This window comes from Pseudoflavonifractor intestinihominis (genome assembly GCF_040096055.1).
Classification (GTDB): Bacteria; Bacillota; Clostridia; order Oscillospirales; family Oscillospiraceae; genus Pseudoflavonifractor; species Pseudoflavonifractor intestinihominis.
Genome location: NZ_JBBMFK010000002.1, coordinates 142,394 through 165,282, shown reverse-complemented (window position 1 = coordinate 165,282; position 22,889 = coordinate 142,394). Strand labels below are relative to the sequence as shown.

Here is a 22,889-nt window from a genome sequence, read left to right as displayed (position 1 = left end):
GACGGAGCTTCCGGCTCCGGGCGGATTCGGGCGCCACCCGTAATCAATCAGAGGACAATGGTACAGTCGGGCTCCACCCGCTTGCAGGTCTTGACCACCTGGGCCATGATGTCGTCCAGGCGGCTCTCGTCGGCGTCAATGGTCAGCTTCTGGGTGAGGAAGCTGACGGACGCATCGTGGACGCCGTCGATTTTGCGGATGGCGTCCTCCATTTTGGCGGCGCAGTTGGCGCAGTCCAGGTCCACCATTTTGTAGCGCTTCTTCATGGGGAAAACTCCTTTCCAAATCTCTGTTGTTATCGGGGTAGGGGTGGGCAGGGAAGGCGGCTCACTCGGCCACGTGCTCCATGCCCTGGTCCAGAATGGAGCGGACGTGGTCGTCGGCCAGGGAGTAGAACACGGTCTTGCCCTCCCGGCGGTACTTGACCAGTTTGCTCTGCTTCAGGGCCCGCAGCTGATGGGAGATGGCCGACTGGGTCATGTTGAGCAGCTGGGCGATGTCACACACGCACATCTCCGACTCAAAGAGCACGTAGAGGATCTTGATGCGGGTGGAGTCGCCGAAGATTTTGAAGAGCTCAGCCAGGTCGTAGAGGATCTCCTCGTCGGGCATGTTCTCGTTGACCTTGGCGATGATGTCCTCGTGGGCGTGGATATAGTCGCAGCGCTCGATGGCGGTTTGCTCGTCCATGGAATCCCTCCTAAAAACAAATGAGCTATTATTCATATGTTATTATATTCGCGGGCATAGGAATGTCAAGAGGGAAGCGAAAATTTTTTAAAAAAGTCCGCGGTGTCTGGGAGGAGACACCGCGGACTTAAACAGGAATTAAGTAGCGTTTTCAGACTGGGCAGCGGCTTTTTTGCAGCCCCGCCGTCTGAGCAGGAGCAGCAGGAGTACCAGCAGGACTGCCGCGCCTCCCGCCGCACAGGAGACGATGAGGGACACAGGGGTGGTGGGGGAGAGGACCGCCACCTGGCCGGAGGCGGGGGCGGAGAACACCAGATAGCTGCCGTCCCGCCTGCCGTCCACCTGCACCAGCCTGCCGTCCTGGAGGAGGGCGACCCGGTCCTTCTCGCCGCAGCGGAGCCGCAGGGTGAGACTGCCGCTGTCGCCGGCGATGCCTTGGATCTGGTAGTCATAACCGGCCGACACCTGATAGCCCTGGGGGACGGCGGTATTGGGCGTCCAGTCCTGAGTGGTGATGGACGCGTCGGGGGCAAAGCTGCCCTCGGCCAGCAGGACGGGCTGGGCCTCTCCGGTGGAGATGGTGGAGACCAGGGGGGTATAGACCGCGTGGATGACGGTGCTGCGGAGGATGTTTTCGGTGTCGGCATCCTCCCAGGCGGCGGAGCAGCCCTCACGCTCGGGCAGCGCCGGGAACTGGCCGGTGCTGACGCTGCCGCCATACTCCACGGTGATGGTCTTGAGCACCTGGCCGTCGGCCTCAAAGGTGACCTGAAGGGTGTGGAACTCCTCCGGCATGCCCTCCAGGGCGATGAATTCCTCATAGGGCAGGGAGACGGCCTCGCCCTCATAGTCCACGCCGTCGATGCCGCCCAGGGACTCCCGGACAAAGAAGTTGTCCCGGGCCGTGCCGTCAATACCGCCGGCGATGGCGCCGGTGCGCTCGCCGTCGCTGTCGATGCGCACCATGGCGCGGCACTCCTCCACGTCCCGGCCTGCGCCCACGATGCCGCCCATGTCGTCGTGGCCGGTGAGATCGCACAGGGCATAGCACCGGCGGACGGGGATGCGGGCCTGGCCCGCGATGCCGCCGCACAGGTTGCCGCCTGTGGTCTCCACAGCGCCGTAGCTCTGGCAGTCCAGCACCGCGCCTAGGTCGCCCCGGCCCGTGATGCCGCCTGCACAGTCATTCTTGGCAGTGACGGCGCCGTCGTTGCGGCAGTCCAGCACTGTGGCCCGGATGACCGCTGTGGTGTCCACCAGCAGCTTCCCGGCGTCCAGATCCAGGTCCTCCTCCGGGTCCGGGTCCAGCTCCAGGGCCATGATGCCCGCAATGCCGCCCACATTGGCGTCGCCGCTGACGGCGGCGTCGTTGCCGCAGGACACCACCCGTCCGCTGCCGCTGACATCCTCCTCGCTGTCGGACACGTCGTCAACGGTCTTGGTGGGGGTCTCCTTCAGCCCGGAGGCGGCCAGCCGCACCGCGTCCAGTTGGGCGATGATGGCGTTGGTGGTGGCGGTGATGGAGGCGTTGGAGGCGGAGAACTGGTCGTTCAGAGCGGATACATGGGTGTTGATGGTGTCCAGCTGGGCGTCGATGCTGTCAAAGGCGGCCCGGCCGCCGGTGTCGGTCTGGTCATACCACACACTCAGCGTGTCCTCGATAACGTTGACCGCGCTGTTGACGGCGGACAGGCGGTCCGCAGCCCCGGCGGAGAAGTCGTTGAACCTGTTTTCCAGGGTGGTGGAGGCGGTCTTCAGGTCGTCCAGGGCCTTGTTGACCTGCTTGTAGACCTGATCTCCCAGATCGGAGAGGCTGCCCTCGGTCTGCTCCAGTCTGTCCCGGATGAAGCCCGCCTGGATGAAGAGGTCCTCCAGCGCGCCGCTGATGCCGGAGATGGGAGAGGCCAGGTCGAAGCCGTTGAGCAGCGCCACCGCATCATGGATGGCAGCCAGCTTTTCGATGGGGCCCATGGCGCTGTCGGCAGATATCTCATTGAGCCGCTGCTGGAACTGCCGCAGCTTTTCCAGGGAGGCGGACAGGCTGTCCAGCTCCTTTCGGAGGGTGGACAGGTCCCGCTCGATGGCATCCAGATAGAAAGAGAGCAGGCTCTGGGTGGTGTCCAGCTGGTCGTCTCCGCTGGTAATGCCGGAGTTCACAGCCTTGCGCAGGTCGGAGAGGGCGGTGTCCATGCCGGTCAGGGCGTTGTGGGCGTCGGCGCGGAAACTGTCCGCCTCCCCGATCAGGTTGCCCAGGGCGCTGTTGATGTTCTGGGCCTCCCGGTAGATGGTGTCCAGGGCGGCCTTGGCGTGGTCGGCGCCCTGGGTGCCGCTGGTGTGGGCGGTGTCGGTGATGGAGCCCAGGGCGGTGTTGATGGCGGAGACCTCCTCTGTAATGCTGCTGCCCGCGCCGGAGACCTGGGCGGTCAGCTGGGAGAGGAGGGGCGTCAGTCCGCCCAGGGCGTCGGAGAGGGCCTGAGTGGGGTCTTCTCCGTAGATCAGATTGGTGTCCGGCTCGAACTGGCCCACAATGCCGCCGATGTCCTTCCGGCCCTGGATCACGCCGTGGTTCCGGCAGTTCTCAATGACGCCCTTCTGGCGGCCCGCGATGCCGCCGGTGTTGTACCCCGTGTGCTGGTAGCCCACGTCGGCGTGGTTGGTGCAGCCGGTGATGGTGCCGGAGGAGTATCCGGCGATGCCGCCGGTGTCCATGGCGTTCTCGTTTGCGGCGGTGTTGACCTGGCCCTGACCGATACAGGCGTCGATGACGCCCTGGTTGGAGCCTGCGATGCCGCCGGTGTGGAGTTCCCCGGTCACCGCCGCCTGGCTGACGCAGCCGGAGATCAGGCCGGTGACCGTGTTGCGGCCGGCAATACCGCCCACGTCCTCGTCGCCTGTCACAGTACCGGAGACGGTGCAGCCGGAGATGGTGCCGCTGTTTTCCCCGGCGATGAGGCCCAGCCCGGACTTGCTGCCGCCGGGGGTGAGGGTGCCCTCCACCGTCAGGTCCCGCACCACGGCCCCGGCCTGGAGGTAGCGGATGAAGCCCTGGTCCGAGCCTTTTGCTGTAAAGGAAAAACCACTGACAGTGTGCCCCGCACCGTTGAAATCGCCGCAGAACACAGGGATGGGGGCAAAATCAACGCCGGAGAGGTCGATGTCCGCGGTGAGCACCACGGTCAGGTTCCGGGAGTAGGCGTCCAGGGTGCAGTCTCTGGACAGAAGGGCCAGCTCGGCGGCGGTGGAGATGTAGAGGGTCTTGGGGCTGTTTTCCGCGGCCCGGGCGGTCGGTACGGCGGGGGACAGCAGTCCCAGGCACAGCGCCAGAGCGGCGGCCAGGGCCCCGATGCGTTTACTGGTGTTCCGTCTCATCGTCGTACACCTCTCTTTCCTGGTATTTGCTCTCGATCAGCGCGTCCACGCTGCCACGGATGACGCCCTTGATCTCGCCGTCCACAAAGCCGGACACGTGGCCCCGGATGTGGCCGTCCAGCCGGACCACGCCGTTGTTGAAGCGCTGCTTCCGGTTGCGGGTCAGGGTGATGGCGGTACGCTCGATGAGGGCGTCGCCCAGCAGCAGGAACTGGGGCAGCACGGTCATGACCAGGATGATGGAGGTCAGGGTACCCCGGCCCAGGGTGGTGCCGATGGAGCTGATGATGGAGTCGGTGGAGAGCTTGCCGATGAGGAACCCGGCCACCGTCATGATGGTGCCCGAGGTGAACACGGTGGGGAAGCTCTGGTTGAGGGATTCGATCACCGCCTCCCGCCGTCCCATGAACTGCTTGAGCTCCAGGTAGCGGTTGGTGATGACGATGGCGTAGTCGATGGTGGCGCCCATCTGGATGGCGCTGACGATCAGGTAGGACAGGAAGAACAGGTTGGTGTGGGTCAGGTAAGGGAAGGAGAAGTTGATCCAGATGGAGCCCTGGATGGTGAGCACCAGCAGGACGGGCAATCCGGCGGATTTAAAGGTGAAGAGCAGGATGACCATGACGAACAGCACGGTGAGCACGCTGATCTTCATATTGTCGCCGGAGAAGGAGTCGGACAGATCCCGGGCGTTGGTGGAGTTGCCCACCAGCACCACGTTATCCCCGTAGTACTCGGCGGCGATGGAGCGCATCTGGTCCAGAAGGGCGTAGGTCTCCTCGCTCTCCTCGGGTAGGTCGGCGGTGAACACCAGCCGGCTCCAGTGCTCGCCCTGGAGCTGGCTGAGTCCGGCGTCCAGGGTGTCCTGTAGCTCCTCCACCTTGGCGGCCTGGTCGCCGCTCAGATTGACCACGCCCTTGTCCTTCTGCTCCAGCAGGAACTGGAACACGTCCAGCAGGGGCACGGAGTAGCTGTCCGGGTCCTGGAAGATGGCGCCGTACTCCTCCACGCTCAGGCCGTAGGCCTGGTAGAGCAGCCGGGCCAGCTCGATGTCCACCCCGGCCAGCTCGGCGAATTGGCGGGGACTGGTCTTGTCGGTGAGCATCCGGCCCTCTTCCACCTCGATGTTGGCCAGGCCCAGGGCGCTCTTGACCCCGGGCAGAGCCTGGATCCGGCGGAGCACCGCGCCCTCCCTGTCGTAGTCTCCCCGGGGGACCAGCACGGCGATGGTGTTGTTGTAGCCGAAAGTCTCGTCCATCTTGTCCATGGCGATGCGGTAGGCGGGCTTGTTGCCCGAGTTGGTGGAGTTGGTGGAGAAGACGTAGTCGCAGCGGTTGGAGCAGTAAATGCCGCATACCACGATCACGGCGAAGATAACGGGGAGCACGAACCGGGTCTTGACCACGGCCTTGCCCCACAGAGAGATGCGGGGCACGAAGTTCTTGTGCCGGGTGCGCTCGATGCCCCGGTTGAAGAGCATCAGCAGGCCGGGCATCAGCAGGAACACGGTGAGCATGGAGCAGATAATGCCCTTGGAGAGCACCAGTCCCATGTCCAGGCCGATTCTCAGCTGCATCAGCATCAGGGCCACCAGGCCGGAGATGGTGGTCAGGCTGGAGGAGGAGATCTCCACAATGGCCTTGGACAGGGCGGTCACGTCGGCGTCCCGGGCGCTCAGGCCGTTGTCCCGCTCCTCCATGTACCGGTGACAGAAGATGATGGCGTAGTCGATGGCCAGAGCCAGCTGGAGCACCACGGCGATGGCGTTGGTGATAAAGGAGATGGAGCCGAACCAGTAGTTGGTGCCCATGTTCAGAATGGCGGAGACTACGAATACGATCAGGAACACCACCACCTCCAGGTAGCTCTTGGAGGTGAAGAGCAGCACCGCCACAATGACCACCGCCGCGATGAGCAGGATGTAGCTCATCTCCTTCATCAGGGTGGCGGAGTCATACTGTCCGGCGCTGGTGGTGATGTAGCTGTCGTAGCCCGCCAGGGCGTCCTGGACCGCCTGGGTGGCCTGGGTGACGGCAGGGGCGCCGTCCTCGCCGTCAAAGCTGACGTTGAAGAGGGCGGAGGCGTCTCTGTAGTGGTCCTCGCTGTCGTCAAAGGTGACAGAGTCCACGCCTTCGATCCGGGACAGCTGGTCGGAGAGCTGACAGGCATGGTCGTAGGTGATGTTGGAGACCATCACGTTGGCGGAGGCCAGGGTGGTGAACTCCTCATCCATCAGGGTGAGGCCCCGGCGGGTCTCCGTGTCGGCGGGGAGGTAGGAGGTGATGTCGTTGTTGATGACCACCTTGTTGATGGATGCGCCGCAGAAGATCACTGCCGCCAGAAAGACCAGATAGAAGGCCTTTCGCTTGTCGACAATGAAGCCCGCGATTTTATCCATGGTACTGACGGTTTTTTTCTCGCTGGACATAAGAAGATCAGCCTTTCTGGGAAGAGAGTTCGGGGAACAGCCCCGCCTGGTCCATCTGCTGGAGTAAGGCCTCCTCAGAGAGATTGGTATCCCGCTCTATCCACCACCGGACAAGGGAGAGAATGCCGCCGGCGTAGAAGTGGGCGGTTATCTCTGCCCGAGCGGGATGGGCCTCATCAGCGGGGAGACGAGAGAGGAGCTGTTCGGCCACCAGATCCTCCAGGGTCTGAATGTCCATGCTCCCGCTGGACACGGCGGAGCGGTACAGGCCCTTGTGAGCCCGCACAAAGGAGAGGGCGTTCTGGAATACGGAGAGGAGGTAGCTCCGGGGGTTGGTGCGCAGATCCTCGGCAGTGGGCTCAAAGGCCCGGTAGAGCCGGGCCACAGCATAGCGGAGGAGGGCGTATTTGTCCTCAAAGTGGGCGTAAAAGGTGGTGCGGTGGATCATGGCCCGCTGGCAGATGTCCACCACGGAGATCTCGCTGAAGGGACGCTCCTCCATCAGAGCCAGGAGAGCCTCGGTGAGGAGCTTTTTGGTTCTGCGCTGCCGCAGGTCCTCTTTGGGCTCCTCAGTTGGCTGGTTCCGCATGGCAATGCCTCCTTTTAAACAACATATTATTATAATGTGAAGGTTATCTATACAGACAGGGCCGAAAAAGAGCCCCGCGAGGTGGAGACACTATACCATGCAACCCTGCAAATGTCAAGATAATATACATATGTCTTTTAGTATACGGGTGTATTGCAGGGCCGAGAGCCGGAGGATAGAACGGACGAAAAGAAAATTTTGAAAAACTTCGAAAAAACACTTGCATAATCTGGGCAGCTGTGCTATCATATCAAAGTCGCCTGAAGCGACAACAACATGAGATATCCGGGTGTGGCGAAGTTTGGTATCGCGCTTGAATGGGGTTCAAGAGGCCGCTGGTTCGAATCCAGTCACTCGGACCAAACTCATAAAAGAAGTTGGCAGAATGAACTGTCAACTTCTTTTATGAGGGATATAAAGTTGTCAGCGAATGGTAAAAGTGAATATCCGGGTGTGGCGAAGTTTGGTATCGCGCTTGAATGGGGTTCAAGAGGCCGCTGGTTCGAATCCAGTCACTCGGACCAAGTCCGTATTCCGCAAGGAGTACGGACTTTCTTTTTTCTATAGCCGCTAAACCAGCGGTCTCTTGGCGCCGGAGGCGCGTGCAATCCGCTTGACGAAGCGAAGTGCCAAAACCTCTCGGATGGCGGCTTTCTGCTGTCAGAGAGGAAGCCTCGTCGAGCGCACGATACATAGTCGCCAGACCTAGGTATAGAAATGCGCCTTTTAGTTCCCAAAGGTTTTTTCACTGTATCTTAAAATGTTTCTTAATTCTGTCGGAGCATATGACCTTGCCTTTAACGGCGATGCTTTCAACATTTTCGATCACGAGGTCATCAAGTTCGCTGTCGATACCCAATAGCCCATAACCCTTGATTTTTATCTTAACCTGGTTTCCTTTCGATTTCAGCAGTTCTTCTTTTTCAAGAGCCATCACACCGATAAACCATCTAAAATCCAGATCGTTTTGCTGCTTGCTCATCTCTTCGATGACCGATTTTTTCTCATTAAGCGCTTGTCTTACGGCCTGATTGATAAAGTCGCTTCGGTTGGAATAATACCCTTTATCGACCAGCAGGTCAATTTGAGATAACGTTGCGATGTTCATGTTGACGGACACCTTTTCACTTGTTTCCATAAATATACCTCCTTGCTTACGATATGCTCCAATTGGAGCATATTTAGAATATCGTGTGTTTTAGCTTTTGTCAAGAGGACATGCAAAAAGGTCTGTATTGCAGTGAAACGTTCTGGTAATTTACAGCTTAACGATAACGGCAAGCGTAGTATATCAGTCTATTTCCGGTACGATTATAGGAACAAATGCTCGTATTTGGGGCCTTATACTAATACTTCTTGTCTGCGGCTGGTCTTTTATCGTTTGCCTTTTCAAACGCTGAGTTGGCGGCCTGTTTTTTCGCTTTATGGGCATAAAACTGTAGATAAGGCAGCACACAAGGCGGGACCATCTTTAACGATGATCCCGCCCCGTTATTATACGACGGGTAGAGAAAAAAACCCGGACCTGCGGTAAAACCGCAGGTCCGGGTTGATGCTGTATGAAGGGAAGGGGAGAGACTTACTTCAGCTCCACCTTGGCGCCGACATCCTCGAGCTTCTTCTTCAGCTCCTCGGCCTCGTCCTTGGAGACACCCTCCTTGATGGCCTTGGGAGCGGCCTCGACAACGGCCTTGGCCTCAGCCAGGCCCAGGCCAGTGATCTCACGGACAGCCTTGATGACCTTGATCTTCTCGGCGCCGATCTCAGCCAGAACGACGTCGAACTCGGTCTTCTCCTCAGCAGCGGGAGCGGCAGCGCCGGCAGCGGCGGGAGCGGCCATGGCGGCGGCGGAGACGCCGAACTCCTCCTCCAGAGCGTGGACGAGCTCGGAGAGCTCCAGAACGGTCAGGCCCTTAACCTCTTCGATGAGGGCAGTAATCTTCTCAGAAGCCATGATATGTTACCTCCTAAAATAAATATCTGAAGTGTTGTAGTGATGCGGGGGACAGGGGTTACGCCTCGGCGGAAGCGGTCTCCTCCACGGAGCCGCCCTGCTTCTCGGCGATGGCCTTGATGACGATGGCCAGGCTGGTGATGGGGGCCAGCATGGTGCCCAGGACCTGAGCCTGCAGGACCTCCTTGGAGGGCAGCTCGGCCAGAGCGCTGACCTCGTCCAGGGACAGGACCTTGCCGTCCATGAAGCCGGCCTTGATGGTGAACTTGGCGCCGTTGAACTGCTTGGCGAACTTGTTCACCACGCGCATGGGAGCGATGGGGTCGCTGTGGCTGATGGCCAGGGAAGTGGTGCCGTTGAGCACGTCGTCCAGGGCCTCCATGCCGCAGTTGTTGATGGCAAAACGGACCAGGGTGTTCTTCACGACGGCGTACTCCACGTCGTTCTTGCGCAGCTCGGCGCGCAGAGCGGTGTCCTCAGCCACAGTGATGCCCTTATAATCCACCAGAACGCCGCTGGCGGCGTCCTTGAGCTTCTCGGTCAGCTCGGCCACGACGGCCTGCTTCTCACTGAGAACCTTTGCGTTAGGCATGTGGGATTCACCTCCAGAAAAATAAAGTGCTGTTCCGCGTCCAAAGACACAAAACAGCACAAAACAAACGTCTATACTGCATTCTCGGCAGGATTTACCGTGCGAACACGACCTGCTGTCTCTGAACACGAAAGATAGTATAACATCCCGAAACCGGGCTGTCAACTAAAAAGTGAAAAAATTTTCTCCTGGGGGCAGATATCCAGGGGGGAATCCCCCTGGATACTGCTCGTCAGGCGGAAATTACATCAGCTTGGCACCGTTGATCTTCACGCCGGGGCCCATGGTGGAGGCCACCACGCAGCTGCGGATATACTGACCCTTGGCAGCGGAGGGCTTGGCCTTCACGATGGCGCCCATGAGGGCGTTAAAGTTCTCGGTCAACTTCTCGGCGCCGAAGGACACCTTGCCGATGGGGCAGTGGATGATGTTGGTCTTGTCCAGGCGGTACTCGACCTTACCGGCCTTGATCTCCTTGACGGCCTTGGCCACGTCGGGGGTGACGGTGCCGGCCTTGGGGGAGGGCATCAGGCCCTTGGGGCCCAGCAGCTTACCGAGGCGGCCGACAACGCCCATCATATCGGGGCTGGCCACGACCACGTCGTAGTCGAACCAGTTCTCCTGCTGGATCTTCTGGACCATGTCCATCTCGCCGACGAAGTCAGCGCCGGCGGCCTTGGCGGCCTCGGCCTTGTCGCCCTTGGCGAAGACCAGGACGCGGGCGGTCTTGCCGGTGCCGTGGGGGAGGACGATGGCGCCGCGGACCTGCTGGTCGGCGTGACGGGAGTCGACGCCCAGCTTCACGTGGAGCTCAACGGTCTCGTCGAACTTGGCGGGAGCGGTCTTGACCACCAGGTTCATGGCCTCGGCGGTATCGTACAGAGCGGCCTTGTCGATCTGCTTGGCGCTCTCCTGATATTTCTTGCCTCTAAACATTTCCTACTACCTCCTTCGCTTAGTCGCCCACCAGGACGCCCATGGAGCGGGCGGTACCGGCGATCATGCTCATGGCGGACTCAATGCTGGAGGCATTGAGGTCGGGCATCTTGGTCTCGGCGATCTTGCGCACGTCCTCCTTGCTGATGGTGGCCACCTTGGTCTTGTTGGGCACACCGGAGCCGGACTCGATGCCGGCAGCCTTCTTGATGAGAACGGCGGCGGGAGGGGTCTTGGTGATGAAGGTGAAGGAGCGGTCGGCGTAGACGGTGATGATCACGGGGATGATCATGCCGACCTCATTCTTGGTGCGCTCGTTGAATTCCTTCGTGAAAGCGGCGATGTTCACGCCGTGCTGGCCGAGGGCGGGGCCGACAGGGGGGGCGGGAGTCGCCTTGCCGGCGGGAATCTGCAGCTTCACGTAACCAGTAACTTTCTGTGCCATTTGAAACAGCACCTCCTACGATAAATGTGGTTGGAACGGCGTCTGTGGGACGCCTCCCACGTGCGGGGGAAAGCCATGCCGGGCATGGCGGAGCGGCCCGGGGCCGCGGGACGAGCCTCCGGCGGACTTACAGCTCGACAGGTTCCACCTGGTCGAGGTCCAGCTCCACGGGAGTCTCACGGCCGAACATGGACACCACGATACGGACCTTCTCGTGCTCCATATCGATCTCGTCCACGGTGCCGAGATAGGACTTGAGGGCGCCGTCGGTGATGCGGACATTGTCGCCCACCGCGTAGCCGATCACCACCTCGCGCTTTTCCACGCCGAGGGCGGCGATCTCCTCATCGGAGAGGGGGATGGCCTTGTTGCCGGAGCCGACGAAGCCGGTGGCGCCGCGGACATTGCGGACCAGATGCCAGGTCTCGTCGGTCATCACCATTTTCACCAGCACGTAGCCGGGGAACACTTTGCGCTCCACGGTCTTGGGGCCGTTGTCGGTGATTTCGGTGACCGTCTCCAGAGGGATGCTGACCTCCTGGATGAGGTCGTGCATGTTGCGGTTTTCGACTGCCTTTTCAATGGAGGCGGCGACGGTGTTCTCATAGCCGGAATAGGTATGGACGACATACCACTTTGCACTTTCAGCCATGATTTACTCCTTTATGCGCCGGGGTTGAAAAGGTTCAGCAGCGCCTGCACAACGGCGTTGGCCAGGGCGTCGAAAACCCAGATGAAGATGCCCACCACGATAACGCAGGCAATTACGATACCGGTGTTCTTCGCAACCTGCTTCCAACCGGGCCACTGTACCTTCTTCAGTTCGCTCTTCATTTCCTTGAACCACTTGGCGACGCGCTTGAAGAAACCGGGCTTGGACTTTTTCTCGTCCTTCGCCTTCTTGTCGGCTTTGGCGGGTGCGGACTTGGCGGCGTCCGCCTGGCCGGCCTGCTCGATCTTCTCGTTTTCAGACATTCAGATACACCCTTCTTTCTTGTGAGCCATCTGTAAGCTCATTACTTGGTCTCGTTGTGGACCGTGTGCTTTCTGCAGAAGGGGCAGTACTTGTTCAGCTCCAGACGATCAGGAGTGTTCTTCTTGTTCTTGAACGTGTTGTAATTGCGCTGTTTGCACTCGGAGCAGCGCAGGGTGATCTTCACCCGGTTGCCTGCCTTTGCCACTTGTCGGCACCTCCTTTATCATTTTGGGGCGCTCCGGACATAAAAAATGCCGGATGCGGCCCAATATGCCGAATCCAGCAACGTCCAGGCACAGATACACTATGCCCCTATACGCTACGGTGCGGATTCGGCATCATCTGCCTCCCTATGCCCGCTCTCGGCGGCAAAAGGGTTTGCGCGTCATTACACCGTAAAAATGCGCACAAAAAAAGCCCTTTTCATAGGTGTTAATAGAATAGCATGGGGAAGGGGAAAAGTCAAGGGGAAATTCAGAAAAAAGTTTTGATTCCGGGGATGGCGGCGGAGCGCTTGACAGGACGCCCGCCGCCTGATAGAATCTATTTAAAGAAAATTTGAAATAGCTTTGACTTTGCGCGGGAGGGGGGAGCGCTGTGGAGGGCCCCGGGATCTTCAAGGCCCTGTCCGACCCGGTGCGGCGGGAGATTCTGCTGCTGCTGCGGGGCGGGGAGCTGCCGGCGGGGGAGATCGCCGCCAGGCTGGACATGACCGCCGCCGCCGTGTCCTATCATCTCTCCTGCATGAAGCGGGCGGGACTGATACGGGAGCGGCGGGAGAAGAACTACATCTATTATGAGATGAACGCCACCGTATTGGAGGAGGCGGTACTCTGGCTGAGCCAGCTGTGCGCCGGAACAGAGGAGGAGCGCCATGAGACACGAAAAACTGTGGAGGACGCTGTTTTACATTCTGATGGGACTGCCGCTGGTGGTGACTCTGGCGGCCCTGCTGGTGCTGCCGGCGGAAATCCCCGTACACTATAATGCCGCGGGCGAGGTGAACCGCTGGGGCAGCAAGTACGAGATGCTGTTTCTGTCGCTGATCACGCTGCTGATGGGGGCATTTCTTTTAAAGGTGTCCCAGTGGAGCGGCCGAAAGGCGCCGGGGAACCGGACGGCGGTGCTGGCCATCGGCTGCGGCGCGCTGCTGGTGTTCAACGTGATGACCGTGGTCTTTCTGGTTCAGGCCTACCGCATAGCGGCCCTGGGGACAGGGCTGGAGCTGTCCGTCAGCCGGATTCTGTTCGGGGTCACGGGGCTGCTGCTCTTCTGCCTGGGCAACGTGATGCCCAAAATCCGGCGCAACGGCTGGTGCGGGGTGCGGACGGCCTGGACCATGGCCAGCGATGAGAACTGGCGCAGGAGCCAGATTGTGGACGGCGGGGTCATGATGGCGGTGGGTCTGGTGCTGGCCGTGGGGAACGCGCTCTTGTCCGGCGAGAAGACGAGCCTGCTGTTCTCCATGCTCTGTATTATATTAATGGTCCCCGCCCTGCTGATTGCCCTGGCGCTGCTGAAACGGAACATGGAAAAGGAGAAAAACAGATGAGAATCATGGCCATTGACTACGGCGACGCCCGGACGGGCATTGCCATTTCCGATCCCACCGGCCTGCTGGCGGGGTATACCACGGTGATCCACAGCCGGAAGAGCGAGGCGGTGGCGGAGGAGATCGCCTGCCTGGTCAAGGAGCACGGGGTGGAGGAGCTGGTGATGGGCTTCCCCCGGAACATGGACGGCACCGAGGGCCCCCGGGCGGAGCTGTACCGTGCCTTTGCGGAGCAGGTGGGCCAGGTGACCGGCCTGACCCCTGTCCTGTGGGACGAGCGCCGCACCACTGTGGAGGCCCACAACATCCTCCACGCCTCAGGCAAGCGGATGAAGCAGCACAAGAAGACGGTGGACGCGGTGGCGGCCACCCTGATCCTGGAGGGCTATCTCACCCGCCGCCGGACCCAGGGCTGAGCTTGTCCGGCTTTTTTCGAAAGAGCTCGGTGACGCCCACATAGAAGAGATAGACGCCGAAGCACCGGCGGAGCAGGCGCACGTCCAGACCGGTGGCCGCCCAGGCGGCGGCAGCCGTGCCCAGCAGACCGGCCAGAATGGCAGGCCAGGCGGCGGCGCGGTCCACATAGCCGTTTTTGATGTGGGCGGGCAGGGCGGTGGCGGCGGTGGGGAGGAAGTAGAGCAGGTTGACTCCCTGGGCCAGATTCTGGGGCACCCCGGCGAAGGAGGTCATATAGATGAGCAGCAGTGTGCCGCCTCCCACGCCGAAGCCGGACAGGATGCCGGTGAGAGCGCCGGCCAGAACGGGAATAAGCCACTCCATCAGAAAAAAAGGGCCTTTACGCCGCCGTAGAGGATGAACAGGGCGAACACCCGCCGGAGCCAGTCCATGTTCAGCCTGCGGAACAGCCGTCCGCCCGCAAAGCCCCCGATCAGCCCGCCGGCAAGATAGGGGAGCGCCAGGGCGAAGTCCAGCCCGCCCCGGAAGAAGTAGACGGCGGAGGACAGGGCGCACAGGGGCAGGATGATGGCCACCGAGGTGGCGAAGGCCTTCCGCTGCTCCAGGCCGCACCAGCGGGTGAGCAGGGGGACCAGGACCATGCCGCCCCCGCCGCCGAAGAAGCCGTTGGCCACGCCCGCCGCGGCGCCGGACAGGGCACAGCGCGTTTTTACCGGAAGATGCAAAAAAATCCCTCCCAACGGCACTAGTCTGCCGCCGGGAGGGATTTTCTATTCATGGACTATTTGCTGTCGGGGTTCATGCCCGCCAGGGTGAGCACCACGTCTCCCGCCATCATCAGTCCGGCCACCGGCGGCACCCAGGGCACGCTGGCCGGCACGCTCCGGCGGCCCGGGGGCGGGGTCTCCCGCTGGTCGGTGGCGTGGGGCAGCTCGGGGGAGAAGAGCACCCGGTGGTGCAGGATGCCCCGGCTGCGCAGTTCCTTCCGGATGACCCGGGCCAGAGGGCAGCCCGAGGTCTTGGAGATATCAGTGATGCGGAACTGGGTGGGGTCCAGCTTGTTGCCCGTGCCCATGGCGGAGAGGATGGGGATGCCCCGCTCTATGGCGGTCTGGATCAGGTCCAGCTTGCTGGAGACCATGTCGATGGCGTCTATGATATAGTCGTACCGGACGGAGAAGAAGTCCTCCCGGTTTGCCGGCTCATACTTGGCCGCCACCGGGTGAACCTTGCAGTCCGGGTTGATGTCCCGCACCCGGGCGGCCATGGCCTCCGCCTTGGGCTGGCCCTGGGTGGACCAGAGGGCCTGGATCTGCCGGTTCAGATTGGTCACGCCCACCTCGTCGTGGTCGATGAGGGTCAGCGCTCCGATTCCGGCCCGGGCCAGGGTCTCCACGGCCCAGCTGCCCACGCCGCCCAGGCCGAACACCGCCACGTGGGCGGCGGAGAGCCTGTCCATGGCGTCGGGGCCCAGCACCATCTCAGTGCGCAGAAATTGTTCCTTCATGGATACCTCCTGATAATAAGAGAGGGGGCGGGGTTCCTTGCCCCGCCCCCTGTGAGAAGCTCGATATTAAGCGACGTACTTGAAGCCGTCGGCCTTGACGGCCTCATAGCCCTCGGTGATGCTCTCGATCCAGCTGGTCATGTCGTCGTTCTGGAAGGAGCTCTTGGCGTTGATCTTCCAGGTGGGATCGTCCCAGGACTGGAAGTAGATGACGTGCCAGCCGTACTGGCCGCTGTTGGTGTTCTCCACCAGACCGGTGTCACCCTCGGTGTGCTCGTTGTCGAAGATCCAGCTGTTGAAGCTGTCCACCATCTGGCCCTCGTAGACCTGGGTGTACAGGCCGCCGTTGGAGGAGGAGCCGGTGTCGTCGGAGTACTCCTCAGCCAGGGCGCCGAAGGACTCGGCGGTCTTGTCGCCGGCCTCCCACTGGGAGAGGATGTCCTCGGCCTTGGACTTGGCAGCTTCCATGGCCTCGTCGGTGGGGATGGTGGACTCGTCCACGTCCTCGGTGCTGGGGTCATCCTCCTGGGTCAGCTCGGCCTTGATGAGGATGTGCCGGATGTCGGCGGTGGGCGTCTCGTTCAGGTAGCGGTCCAGGAACCGGACCACGTAGTAGCCGCTGGTGGACTCGAACACGCTCATGTCGCCCTCAGCGCGGGCGGCGTCCTTCAGCCAGTCGCCGTAGGTGGAGGAGAGGCTGGAGCCGGTGGTCTCGGTGGAGCGGAAGGTGTTGGAGCTGCTCTCCTGGACATAGGCGTCGGCCAGCTCGGCGAAGTCGCCGCCGGCCTGGACGTCGGCCATCAGCTGGTCGGCCTCGGCCTTGGCGGCCTCCATGGCGGCGGTCTTCTCCTCGTCGGTGGCCTCCACGGTGTTGCCGTCCTCGTCGGTGGTGGAGGGGGCGCTGCCGTTCAGGAAAGCGACCTCATAGGAGAAGGTGTCGATGTTGTCCTTGTTCTCGTCGTAATAGGTGTTGTAGTCGTCGTCGGTGTAGGTCAGGGCATCCCGGTGGTCCTGCTGGTACTCGGTGAGCATGATGGCCCGCTTCAGGCAGTTCTCATAGATGCCGGCGGTCATGTGGGTGCCGTAGATGGCCCGCAGGTAGGAGCCGTAGGAGTAGCCGGCGGTGGTAGCGGCATCCTTCAGGCTGGAGATGGTGGAGTTATAAGTCTCCTTGCCGCTGTCAGAGAGATCCAGGGAGAAGCCGTCCTTCTCGGCGGAGTCGGTAAGGGCGGCCACCTGGGTCAGGGCGTTCAGGGCGGACTCCATGAAGTAGTCGTAGTAGGTCTGGGTCTGCGCGTCGTCCACATACTGATCCTTGGGGTCGGTGTTGGGATTGAAGTTGGTCAGACCGGTGATGCCCATGGCGGAATACTGGTAGTACTGATATTCCTGCTGATAGGCGCTGTTGTAGTAGTAGGCAACCTCACCGGCGGTGAAGTTGTGTCCGTTGACGGTAACTGCGGTGGCACGGTTCTGGAAGAAATTGGAGTTCCAAATAAGCAGCGCGGCGACCAGGATGACCACCACCACGCCAATCACCCAGTACAGAATGGTTTTGCGCTTGGCGGCATGCGCCTCCTTGGCCTCCTTGAGCTCTTTCTGAGTCAGGTTTTGGCCGGCGCTCTGGCGCTGCTTTTTTTCTCTGGATGCGCTCATGAATGTCTCAGTCCTCTCGTTGTAATAGGAAGGCGGGGGGAGCTCTGCCCGCCCGCTCTAACACATCGTTGCATTATACAGGAAAATGAGATAAGTTGCAAGTGTAAAATGTTGTTTGGCGGGGGAAACAGGGGGGTTCCGGCGGGTTGTTTCCTGCCTCGAAATTTTAAAAAATGCATTTTCGGCGGACCCGGGAGCGCGGTCGGGCCGTCTAATGGGTGAGACCGGTCAAAACACCCGGGAGGGGGAAGAACAGTGACAGAGCTGGTACAGCGGGCCGTCCAGGGGGACACAGAGGCCTTTGTGGCCCTGATGGAGGCCCGGAAGCAGAGCTTTTATAAGGTTGCGAGGAGCATGCTGGGCCGGGACGAGGACGTGGCCGACGCCGTACAGGAGACCGTGCTCCTCTGCTTTGAGAAGCTGGGACAGCTGCGGCAGCCCGCCCACTTCAGGACCTGGTCCACCCGGATTCTCATCAATGTCTGCCAGGATATGCTCCGGGACAGAAGCAGGGTGACGCCGGTGGAGACGGTGCCGGAGCGGGCGGAGCACGATCCGGGCCAGGCCAACGCGGAGTTCCTGGACCTGTTGGAGGGGATCGACGAAAAGTACCGGACCGTGCTTCTGCTGTATTACGGCGAGGGGTTTTCAGTCCGGGAGATCAGCGGGCTTCTCTCATTAAAGAAAGAGACAGTAAAGACACGGCTGAAGCGGGGCCGGGGCGCGGTCCGGCTGGCCTATGAGGCGGAGTAAGGAGGCAGAGCCATGACAGAGCAGGAGCTGAGAGAGATTTTGGGCGGGCCGGTGGAGGTCCCCGACGTTGTGGAGGAGAAGATGGCGGCGGCCTATGCCCGGCTGCAGGCGGGGGAGAGGCGGCCTGCCCGGCGGCGGGGCCTGCGGACGGCGCTGGCACTGGCCGCGGCTGCGGCGGTGCTGTGCGCGGGAGCTGCGGCGGGATATTGGATCACCCGGACGGAGGTGGCCGTGGACGAGCGCAGACCGGCCGTTGTGGAGGGCATGTTCGGCGACAGCAGCCGTCCCAGCGTGGAGGAGCAGACGAAAGTGGAGGCGGACGGCAGTCTGAGCCTGAACCTGCCCAACCGGGAGCGTGTGCCGGTGGAGCTACCGGAGGCTCTGGCGGTGGTGGGGGACTACCTGCCGGACACCGGATACGCCTGGACCGTGGGGGACTACACCCTGACCGTGGAGGCCTATCTGTTGGACCAGGGAACCGGGACGGGAAAGATTTACTTCCTGCTGGAGCGGCCCGGGGGACTGGAGGGCGTGGAGGTATCCCCGGAGGACGGCGAGATCTGGTTCAACGGCGAGGGCATCTCTCTGACCTTCCGGGCGGGAGAGGACGCGCAGGCCGGATACCGGATTTACGCCGACCAGGCCAGGACCACGGATACCGTGCTGGCGGGGGTGGTCTCCTTTGCTGTGGCTGAGGAAGCGGACCGCTGGCAGGCGGCGGACGGGCTGACAATTGGCTTCCACGATCTGCGGCTGAATCAGAACAGCAAAAAGGACGTGAGCCTGCTGGCGGAGCTGGAGCTGCCCGGCACGGAGTCGTTGTCCGCAGTGACCGCTGTGGATCCGGACAGCGGTGAGCGCGGGGCAGTCCTGTCGGCCATCGGGATTGCCATTGACGCACAGGACGTAGACGAGATAGACAGCGTGGTGCTCCACTATGCCGACGGCAGCAGCTACGTGGTCCGGGACGAGAACCAAAACCTGGACAACACCGAGTATGCCCTGGGCTGCGGCAGCGGGACGGATATGACGCTGCGCCTGTGTTTCAACCGCCTGGTGGACCCGGCGCAGGTGGTGTCCGTGACGGTGAATGGTCGGAACTGCCCGACTGCTTAGGCGGAAAATCGAACGGAACAGTGTCAGGACAGCGAAAGCGGCTCCCAAACCTTTGGCTTTGGGAGCCGCTTTTCCCATACGGCGCAGCGTGATTTTTTGTGCCTCAAGATAATTATTATGCGCCATATTATAAAATATACGAATAAAAATGAATATATTCAAAAATAAACGGATAATATTCGAATATTTATTCAAATTCCCCCTTGCATTTTTCCGCCGGGCGTGGTAGACTGTGTCCAACAAAGCAAACGGAGGTTTTCACCATGGCTGATATTAAGAAAGTTGTGCTCGCCTATTCCGGCGGTCTGGATACATCCATCATCATCCCCTGGCTGAAGGAGAACTACAACAACCCCGAGATCATCGCCGTGTCCGGCGACGTGGGCCAGGGCACCGAGCTGGACGGCCTGGAGGAGAAGGCCATCAAGACCGGCGCCTCCAAGCTGTACGTGGAGGACCTGACCGACGAGATGGTGGACGAGGTCATCATCCCCTCCATGCAGATGGGCGCCAAGTACGAGGACTATCTGCTGGGTACCGCCTTTGCCCGGCCCATCATCGCCAAGCGCCTGGTGGAGATCGCCAAGAAGGAGGGCGCCGACGCCATCTGCCACGGCTGCACCGGCAAGGGCAACGACCAGGTCCGGTTCGAGCTGGCCATCAAGCGCTTCGCCCCTGAGATGAAGATCATCGCCCCCTGGCGGGAGTGGTCCATCAAGGGCCGTGACGAGGAGATCGACTACGCCGAGGCCCACAACGTGCCTCTGAAGATCTCCCGGGAGACCAACTACTCCAAGGACAAGAACCTGTGGCACCTGAGCCACGAGGGCCTGGATCTGGAGGACCCGGCCAACGAGCCCCAGTACGACAAGCCCGGCTTCCTGGAGATGGGCGTCAGCCCCATCCAGGCCCCCGACGCCCCCACCTACATCACCCTGGACTTTGAGAAGGGCTGGCCCGTGGCCTTCAACGGCGAGAAGATGAAGGCCAGCGACATCATCCGCAAGCTCAACGAGGTGGGCGGCGCCAACGGCATCGGCCTGCTGGACATCGTGGAGAACCGGCTGGTGGGCATGAAGGACCGGGGCGTGTACGAGACCCCCGGCGGCACCATCCTCTACCGGGCCCACGAGGTGCTGGAGATGATCACCATCGACAAGGATACCGCCCACATGAAGAGCAAGCTGGCGGTGGACTTCGCCGATCTGGTGTACAACGGCAAGTGGTTCACCCCCCTGCGGGAGGCCCTGTCCGCCTTTGCCGCCGAGACCCAGAAGCATGTCACCGGCACCGTGAAGCTGAAGCTCTACAAGGGCAACATCATCACCGCCGGCGTCACCTCTCCCGACACCCTCTACTCCGAGGACCTGGTCACCTTCGAGGAGAGCGACTACAACCAGAATGACGCCACCGGCTTCATCAACCTCTGGGGCCTGCCCGACACCGTCCAGGCGCTGCGGGAGCAGGGAAAGCTGAAATAAGGAACCGCGTACAAAGCCGGAAGGCGGGCGCCTCCCATGAGGGGGACGCCTGCTCTCCGGCTCTGCCGCAAAAGAGCGAAAAGTGAGGTAATGGATTATGAAACTGTGGGCAGGTCGGTTCCAGAAGGAGACCGACACCCTGGTAAACGACTTCAACTCCTCCATCACCTTTGATGCCCGGCTCTATCAGGAGGACATCGAGGGTTCCATCGCCCACGCCGCCATGCTGGGCAAGCAGGGCATCATCGAGGAGCACGAGGCGGAGAAGATCATCGACGGCCTGAAGGCCATTCTGGAGGACATCAAGGCCGAGCGGGTGGAGCTGACCACCGACAACGAGGACATCCACATGAACGTGGAGTCCCTGCTCACCGGCCGCCTGGGGGAGACGGGCAAGCGGCTCCACACCGCCCGCAGCCGGAACGACCAGGTGGCGGTGGACTTCCGCCTGTTTGTCAAGCGGGAGATTCCCACCATCATCCGCATGTGCCTGGATCTGGAGAAGGTGCTGGTGAAGAAGGCCCAGGCCAACCTGGAGACCGTCATGCCCGGCTATACTCACCTTCAGCGTGCCCAGCCCACCACCTTTGCCCACTACATGATGGCCTACGCCAACATGTTCCGCCGGGACGTGACCCGGCTGGAGGACTGCCTGGAGCGGATGGACGAGTGCCCCCTGGGAGCGGGCGCCCTGGCCACCTCCACCTATCCGGTGGACCGGTTCCAGACCGCCGCCGCCCTGGGCTTCAAGAAGCCCACCGACAACTCCATGGACTCGGTGTCCGACCGGGACTTTGCCATTGAATTTCTGTCCGCCTGCTCCATCCTGATGATGCACCTGTCCCGGTTCTCCGAGGAGATCGTGCTCTGGTGCTCCTGGGAGTTCAAGTTCGTGGAGCTGGACGACGCCTACTCCACCGGCTCCTCCATCATGCCCCAGAAGAAGAACCCGGACGTGGCCGAGCTGGTCCGGGGCAAGACCGGCCGGGTGTACGGCTCTCTCATCACCCTGCTCACCGTCATGAAGGGTCTGCCGCTGGCCTACAACAAGGACATGCAGGAGGACAAGGAGCCGGTGTTCGACGCCATCGATACGGTGGAGATGTGCCTGCCCGTGTTCACCGCCATGCTGGACACTCTGACCGTGCTGCCCAACAACATGCGCAAAGCGGCCTCCGGCGGCTTCATCAACGCCACCGACTGTGCCGACTACCTGACCAAGAAGGGCATGCCCTTCCGGGAGGCGTATATGATCGTGGGCCGGCTGGTGAACATGTGCATCAAGACCGGCGAGACCCTGGACACCCTGCCTCTGAAGGACTTCCGGTCCATCTCCGCGGCCTTTGACGAGGACGTGTACCAGGCCCTGGAGCTCAAGACCTGCGTCAACGGCAGAAGGGTCTACGGCGGCCCGGCCAAGGAGGCTGTGGAGCAGCAGATTGCCAATATTCAGGCATTTATCGAGGCGAGAGAAGCATGAAACCCAATGTTTATATTGACGGCAAGGAGGGCACCACCGGACTGCAGATCTATGACCGTCTGTCCGGCCGGGGAGACATCAACCTCCTGCTGATTGATGATGACAAGCGAAAAGACCTTACAGAGCGGAAGAAGTACCTGAACGGGGCGGATATCGTCTTTCTCTGCCTGCCCGACGCTGCGGCGGTGGAGGCGGTGGGGCTGATCGACAACCCCAAGACCCGGGTGATCGACGCGTCCACCGCCCACCGCACGGCGGCGGGGTGGGTGTACGGCTTTCCGGAGCTGCTGGCGGGCCAGCGGCAGCGGATCAAATACGCCAAGCGGGTGGCCAATCCGGGCTGCCACGCCACCGGCTTTCTCAGCATCGCCGCGCCCCTGGTGGCCATGGACATTCTCCCGGCGGACTACCCCGTCACCTGCTTCTCCCTCACCGGCTACTCCGGCGGCGGGAAGAAGATGATCGCCGAGTACGAGGGAGACAATAAAGCGGAAGAGCTTTACAGCCCTAGAATCTACGGCACGAACCTCAACCACAAGCATCTGCTCGAGATGCAGGCCCTGTCCGGACTGAAGTATCCGCCCGTGTTCAGCCCCATCGTGGACGACTACTATAAGGGCATGGCCACGGGGATCCAGCTCCACAACGCTCTGCTGAAGGGCAAGCCCACAGCCCAGGACATCTGCGAGCTGCTGGCCCGCTACTACGAGGACCAGACCATGGTGCGGGTGGCGCCCTGGGGGAGCGAGACCGGCATGCTGGCGGCCAACACCTTCTCCGGGTACGACAACCTGGAGATCTCGGTCACCGGCAACGGGGACCAGACCCTGATCGTGTCCCGTTTCGACAACCTGGGCAAGGGGGCCAGCGGCGCGGCGGTCCAGAACATGAATCTCATGCTGGGACTGGACGAGACCACTGGTCTTGCTGTAAAATAATGTCTGACAA

Annotated in this window: 24 protein-coding genes, 2 tRNA genes and 1 pseudogene; 10 read left to right on the top strand and 17 right to left on the bottom strand. The window is 61.3% G+C overall.

What is annotated here, in order from left to right:
* Positions 1 to 47 precede the first annotated feature (47 nt).
* The 5 genes from WMO64_RS02160 to WMO64_RS02140 form a co-directional block, all read right to left on the bottom strand.
* Positions 48 to 266, bottom strand: a complete 219-nt coding sequence (locus WMO64_RS02160) for a cation transporter (protein WP_294519706.1) — start codon at positions 264 to 266, stop codon at positions 48 to 50.
* A 61-nt stretch (positions 267 to 327) separates the two neighbouring features.
* Entirely contained in the window at positions 328 to 690 is a 363-nt protein-coding gene (locus tag WMO64_RS02155; RefSeq protein WP_294519708.1) for an ArsR/SmtB family transcription factor, read from the bottom strand.
* A 138-nt stretch (positions 691 to 828) separates the two neighbouring features.
* Positions 829 to 4,059: a peptidase gene (locus WMO64_RS02150; RefSeq protein ID WP_349230846.1), complete on the bottom strand. Its 3,231-nt coding sequence runs from the start codon at positions 4,057 to 4,059 to the stop codon at positions 829 to 831.
* The gene (locus tag WMO64_RS02145; protein ID WP_349230845.1) at positions 4,040 to 6,487 is read right to left on the bottom strand and encodes an efflux RND transporter permease subunit; all 2,448 of its coding nucleotides are present in this window, start codon (positions 6,485 to 6,487) and stop codon (positions 4,040 to 4,042) included. The genes WMO64_RS02150 and WMO64_RS02145 overlap by 20 nt, the downstream gene beginning before the upstream one ends.
* A 7-nt stretch (positions 6,488 to 6,494) precedes the next feature.
* The gene (locus tag WMO64_RS02140) at positions 6,495 to 7,076 is read right to left on the bottom strand and encodes a TetR family transcriptional regulator (RefSeq protein WP_349230844.1); all 582 of its coding nucleotides are present in this window, start codon (positions 7,074 to 7,076) and stop codon (positions 6,495 to 6,497) included.
* Positions 7,077 to 7,361: 285 nt separating this feature from the next.
* Here WMO64_RS02140 and WMO64_RS02135 point away from each other — a divergent pair.
* Positions 7,362 to 7,438, top strand: a tRNA-Pro gene (locus tag WMO64_RS02135).
* An 85-nt stretch (positions 7,439 to 7,523) separates the two neighbouring features.
* Positions 7,524 to 7,600 (top strand) — tRNA-Pro (locus tag WMO64_RS02130).
* A 221-nt stretch (positions 7,601 to 7,821) separates the two neighbouring features.
* On the opposite strand, the gene WMO64_RS02125 is transcribed toward WMO64_RS02130, so the two are convergent.
* From WMO64_RS02125 to rpmG, 8 genes are all read right to left on the bottom strand, one after another.
* Complete coding sequence (locus WMO64_RS02125) at positions 7,822 to 8,214, bottom strand: hypothetical protein (protein WP_294521924.1); 393 nt, start codon at positions 8,212 to 8,214, stop codon at positions 7,822 to 7,824.
* Between the two features lie 441 nt (positions 8,215 to 8,655).
* Positions 8,656 to 9,030: a 50S ribosomal protein L7/L12 gene (gene rplL, locus WMO64_RS02120; RefSeq protein ID WP_294521926.1), complete on the bottom strand. Its 375-nt coding sequence runs from the start codon at positions 9,028 to 9,030 to the stop codon at positions 8,656 to 8,658.
* A gap of 58 nt (positions 9,031 to 9,088) precedes the next feature.
* Positions 9,089 to 9,622, bottom strand: coding sequence for a 50S ribosomal protein L10 (gene rplJ / locus WMO64_RS02115; RefSeq protein ID WP_349230843.1), 534 nt, complete (start codon positions 9,620 to 9,622; stop codon positions 9,089 to 9,091).
* A 243-nt stretch (positions 9,623 to 9,865) separates the two neighbouring features.
* Positions 9,866 to 10,558: a 50S ribosomal protein L1 gene (rplA, locus tag WMO64_RS02110; RefSeq protein WP_294521933.1), complete on the bottom strand. Its 693-nt coding sequence runs from the start codon at positions 10,556 to 10,558 to the stop codon at positions 9,866 to 9,868.
* Positions 10,559 to 10,577: 19 nt separating this feature from the next.
* Complete coding sequence (gene rplK, locus WMO64_RS02105; RefSeq protein ID WP_294521936.1) at positions 10,578 to 11,003, bottom strand: 50S ribosomal protein L11; 426 nt, start codon at positions 11,001 to 11,003, stop codon at positions 10,578 to 10,580.
* Between the two features lie 127 nt (positions 11,004 to 11,130).
* Positions 11,131 to 11,655, bottom strand: coding sequence for a transcription termination/antitermination protein NusG (gene nusG / locus WMO64_RS02100; protein WP_006574558.1), 525 nt, complete (start codon positions 11,653 to 11,655; stop codon positions 11,131 to 11,133).
* Positions 11,656 to 11,666: 11 nt separating this feature from the next.
* Positions 11,667 to 11,978: a preprotein translocase subunit SecE gene (secE, locus tag WMO64_RS02095; RefSeq protein ID WP_294521942.1), complete on the bottom strand. Its 312-nt coding sequence runs from the start codon at positions 11,976 to 11,978 to the stop codon at positions 11,667 to 11,669.
* Between the two features lie 41 nt (positions 11,979 to 12,019).
* Positions 12,020 to 12,184, bottom strand: a complete 165-nt coding sequence (gene rpmG, locus WMO64_RS02090; protein WP_173023872.1) for a 50S ribosomal protein L33 — start codon at positions 12,182 to 12,184, stop codon at positions 12,020 to 12,022.
* Between the two features lie 392 nt (positions 12,185 to 12,576).
* Here rpmG and WMO64_RS02085 point away from each other — a divergent pair.
* The 3 genes and pseudogenes from WMO64_RS02085 to ruvX form a co-directional block, all read left to right on the top strand.
* Positions 12,577 to 12,849: pseudogene (locus WMO64_RS02085) on the top strand (autorepressor SdpR family transcription factor); the annotation flags it as partial.
* 4 nt (positions 12,850 to 12,853) lie between these two features.
* The gene (locus tag WMO64_RS02080; RefSeq protein WP_349230842.1) at positions 12,854 to 13,531 is read left to right on the top strand and encodes an SdpI family protein; all 678 of its coding nucleotides are present in this window, start codon (positions 12,854 to 12,856) and stop codon (positions 13,529 to 13,531) included.
* Positions 13,528 to 13,947: a Holliday junction resolvase RuvX gene (gene ruvX, locus WMO64_RS02075; protein WP_349230841.1), complete on the top strand. Its 420-nt coding sequence runs from the start codon at positions 13,528 to 13,530 to the stop codon at positions 13,945 to 13,947. Before WMO64_RS02080 ends, ruvX begins: the two co-directional genes overlap by 4 nt.
* Here ruvX and WMO64_RS02070 read toward each other — a convergent pair.
* From WMO64_RS02070 to WMO64_RS02055, 4 genes are all read right to left on the bottom strand, one after another.
* Positions 13,922 to 14,311, bottom strand: coding sequence for a sulfite exporter TauE/SafE family protein (locus WMO64_RS02070; RefSeq protein ID WP_294521954.1), 390 nt, complete (start codon positions 14,309 to 14,311; stop codon positions 13,922 to 13,924). The two genes, ruvX and WMO64_RS02070, sit on opposite strands and share 26 nt — an antisense overlap.
* The gene (locus WMO64_RS02065) at positions 14,311 to 14,673 is read right to left on the bottom strand and encodes a sulfite exporter TauE/SafE family protein (protein WP_294521957.1); all 363 of its coding nucleotides are present in this window, start codon (positions 14,671 to 14,673) and stop codon (positions 14,311 to 14,313) included. The genes WMO64_RS02070 and WMO64_RS02065 overlap by 1 nt, the downstream gene beginning before the upstream one ends.
* A gap of 56 nt (positions 14,674 to 14,729) precedes the next feature.
* Positions 14,730 to 15,455: a tRNA threonylcarbamoyladenosine dehydratase gene (locus tag WMO64_RS02060; protein ID WP_349230840.1), complete on the bottom strand. Its 726-nt coding sequence runs from the start codon at positions 15,453 to 15,455 to the stop codon at positions 14,730 to 14,732.
* 66 nt (positions 15,456 to 15,521) lie between these two features.
* Positions 15,522 to 17,111, bottom strand: coding sequence for a peptidylprolyl isomerase (locus WMO64_RS02055; RefSeq protein ID WP_349230839.1), 1,590 nt, complete (start codon positions 17,109 to 17,111; stop codon positions 15,522 to 15,524).
* Positions 17,112 to 17,366: 255 nt separating this feature from the next.
* Here WMO64_RS02055 and WMO64_RS02050 point away from each other — a divergent pair, with 255 nt between their 5' ends.
* The 5 genes from WMO64_RS02050 to argC all read left to right on the top strand — a co-directional run bounded on the left by WMO64_RS02050 (position 17,367) and on the right by argC (position 22,879).
* Positions 17,367 to 17,864, top strand: a complete 498-nt coding sequence (locus tag WMO64_RS02050) for an RNA polymerase sigma factor (protein WP_349230838.1) — start codon at positions 17,367 to 17,369, stop codon at positions 17,862 to 17,864.
* Between the two features lie 12 nt (positions 17,865 to 17,876).
* Complete coding sequence (locus WMO64_RS02045; protein WP_349230837.1) at positions 17,877 to 18,980, top strand: hypothetical protein; 1,104 nt, start codon at positions 17,877 to 17,879, stop codon at positions 18,978 to 18,980.
* 263 nt (positions 18,981 to 19,243) lie between these two features.
* The gene (locus WMO64_RS02040; protein ID WP_294521970.1) at positions 19,244 to 20,461 is read left to right on the top strand and encodes an argininosuccinate synthase; all 1,218 of its coding nucleotides are present in this window, start codon (positions 19,244 to 19,246) and stop codon (positions 20,459 to 20,461) included.
* A gap of 97 nt (positions 20,462 to 20,558) precedes the next feature.
* Entirely contained in the window at positions 20,559 to 21,941 is a 1,383-nt protein-coding gene (gene argH, locus WMO64_RS02035) for an argininosuccinate lyase (protein WP_294521973.1), read from the top strand.
* A complete protein-coding gene (argC, locus tag WMO64_RS02030; protein WP_349230836.1) occupies positions 21,938 to 22,879 on the top strand; it encodes an N-acetyl-gamma-glutamyl-phosphate reductase in 942 nt (313 codons plus the stop codon). The genes argH and argC overlap by 4 nt, the downstream gene beginning before the upstream one ends.
* Positions 22,880 to 22,889 lie beyond the last annotated feature (10 nt).

Coding starts and splice junctions, on each gene's coding strand:
- argH (WP_294521973.1), top strand. CDS start 20,559: ATGAAACTGTGGGCAGGTCGGTTCCAGAAGGAGACCGACACCCTGGTA.
- WMO64_RS02060 (WP_349230840.1), bottom strand. CDS start 15,455: ATGAAGGAACAATTTCTGCGCACTGAGATGGTGCTGGGCCCCGACGCC.
- rplJ (WP_349230843.1), bottom strand. CDS start 9,622: ATGCCTAACGCAAAGGTTCTCAGTGAGAAGCAGGCCGTCGTGGCCGAG.
- ruvX (WP_349230841.1), top strand. CDS start 13,528: ATGAGAATCATGGCCATTGACTACGGCGACGCCCGGACGGGCATTGCC.
- nusG (WP_006574558.1), bottom strand. CDS start 11,655: ATGGCTGAAAGTGCAAAGTGGTATGTCGTCCATACCTATTCCGGCTAT.
- WMO64_RS02125 (WP_294521924.1), bottom strand. CDS start 8,214: ATGGAAACAAGTGAAAAGGTGTCCGTCAACATGAACATCGCAACGTTA.
- rplL (WP_294521926.1), bottom strand. CDS start 9,030: ATGGCTTCTGAGAAGATTACTGCCCTCATCGAAGAGGTTAAGGGCCTG.
- WMO64_RS02145 (WP_349230845.1), bottom strand. CDS start 6,487: ATGTCCAGCGAGAAAAAAACCGTCAGTACCATGGATAAAATCGCGGGC.
- secE (WP_294521942.1), bottom strand. CDS start 11,978: ATGTCTGAAAACGAGAAGATCGAGCAGGCCGGCCAGGCGGACGCCGCC.
- WMO64_RS02140 (WP_349230844.1), bottom strand. CDS start 7,076: ATGCGGAACCAGCCAACTGAGGAGCCCAAAGAGGACCTGCGGCAGCGC.
- rplA (WP_294521933.1), bottom strand. CDS start 10,558: ATGTTTAGAGGCAAGAAATATCAGGAGAGCGCCAAGCAGATCGACAAG.
- WMO64_RS02155 (WP_294519708.1), bottom strand. CDS start 690: ATGGACGAGCAAACCGCCATCGAGCGCTGCGACTATATCCACGCCCAC.
- WMO64_RS02080 (WP_349230842.1), top strand. CDS start 12,854: ATGAGACACGAAAAACTGTGGAGGACGCTGTTTTACATTCTGATGGGA.
- WMO64_RS02150 (WP_349230846.1), bottom strand. CDS start 4,059: ATGAGACGGAACACCAGTAAACGCATCGGGGCCCTGGCCGCCGCTCTG.
- rplK (WP_294521936.1), bottom strand. CDS start 11,003: ATGGCACAGAAAGTTACTGGTTACGTGAAGCTGCAGATTCCCGCCGGC.
- WMO64_RS02160 (WP_294519706.1), bottom strand. CDS start 266: ATGAAGAAGCGCTACAAAATGGTGGACCTGGACTGCGCCAACTGCGCC.
- WMO64_RS02070 (WP_294521954.1), bottom strand. CDS start 14,311: ATGGAGTGGCTTATTCCCGTTCTGGCCGGCGCTCTCACCGGCATCCTG.
- WMO64_RS02055 (WP_349230839.1), bottom strand. CDS start 17,111: ATGAGCGCATCCAGAGAAAAAAAGCAGCGCCAGAGCGCCGGCCAAAAC.
- WMO64_RS02040 (WP_294521970.1), top strand. CDS start 19,244: ATGGCTGATATTAAGAAAGTTGTGCTCGCCTATTCCGGCGGTCTGGAT.
- argC (WP_349230836.1), top strand. CDS start 21,938: ATGAAACCCAATGTTTATATTGACGGCAAGGAGGGCACCACCGGACTG.
- WMO64_RS02045 (WP_349230837.1), top strand. CDS start 17,877: ATGACAGAGCAGGAGCTGAGAGAGATTTTGGGCGGGCCGGTGGAGGTC.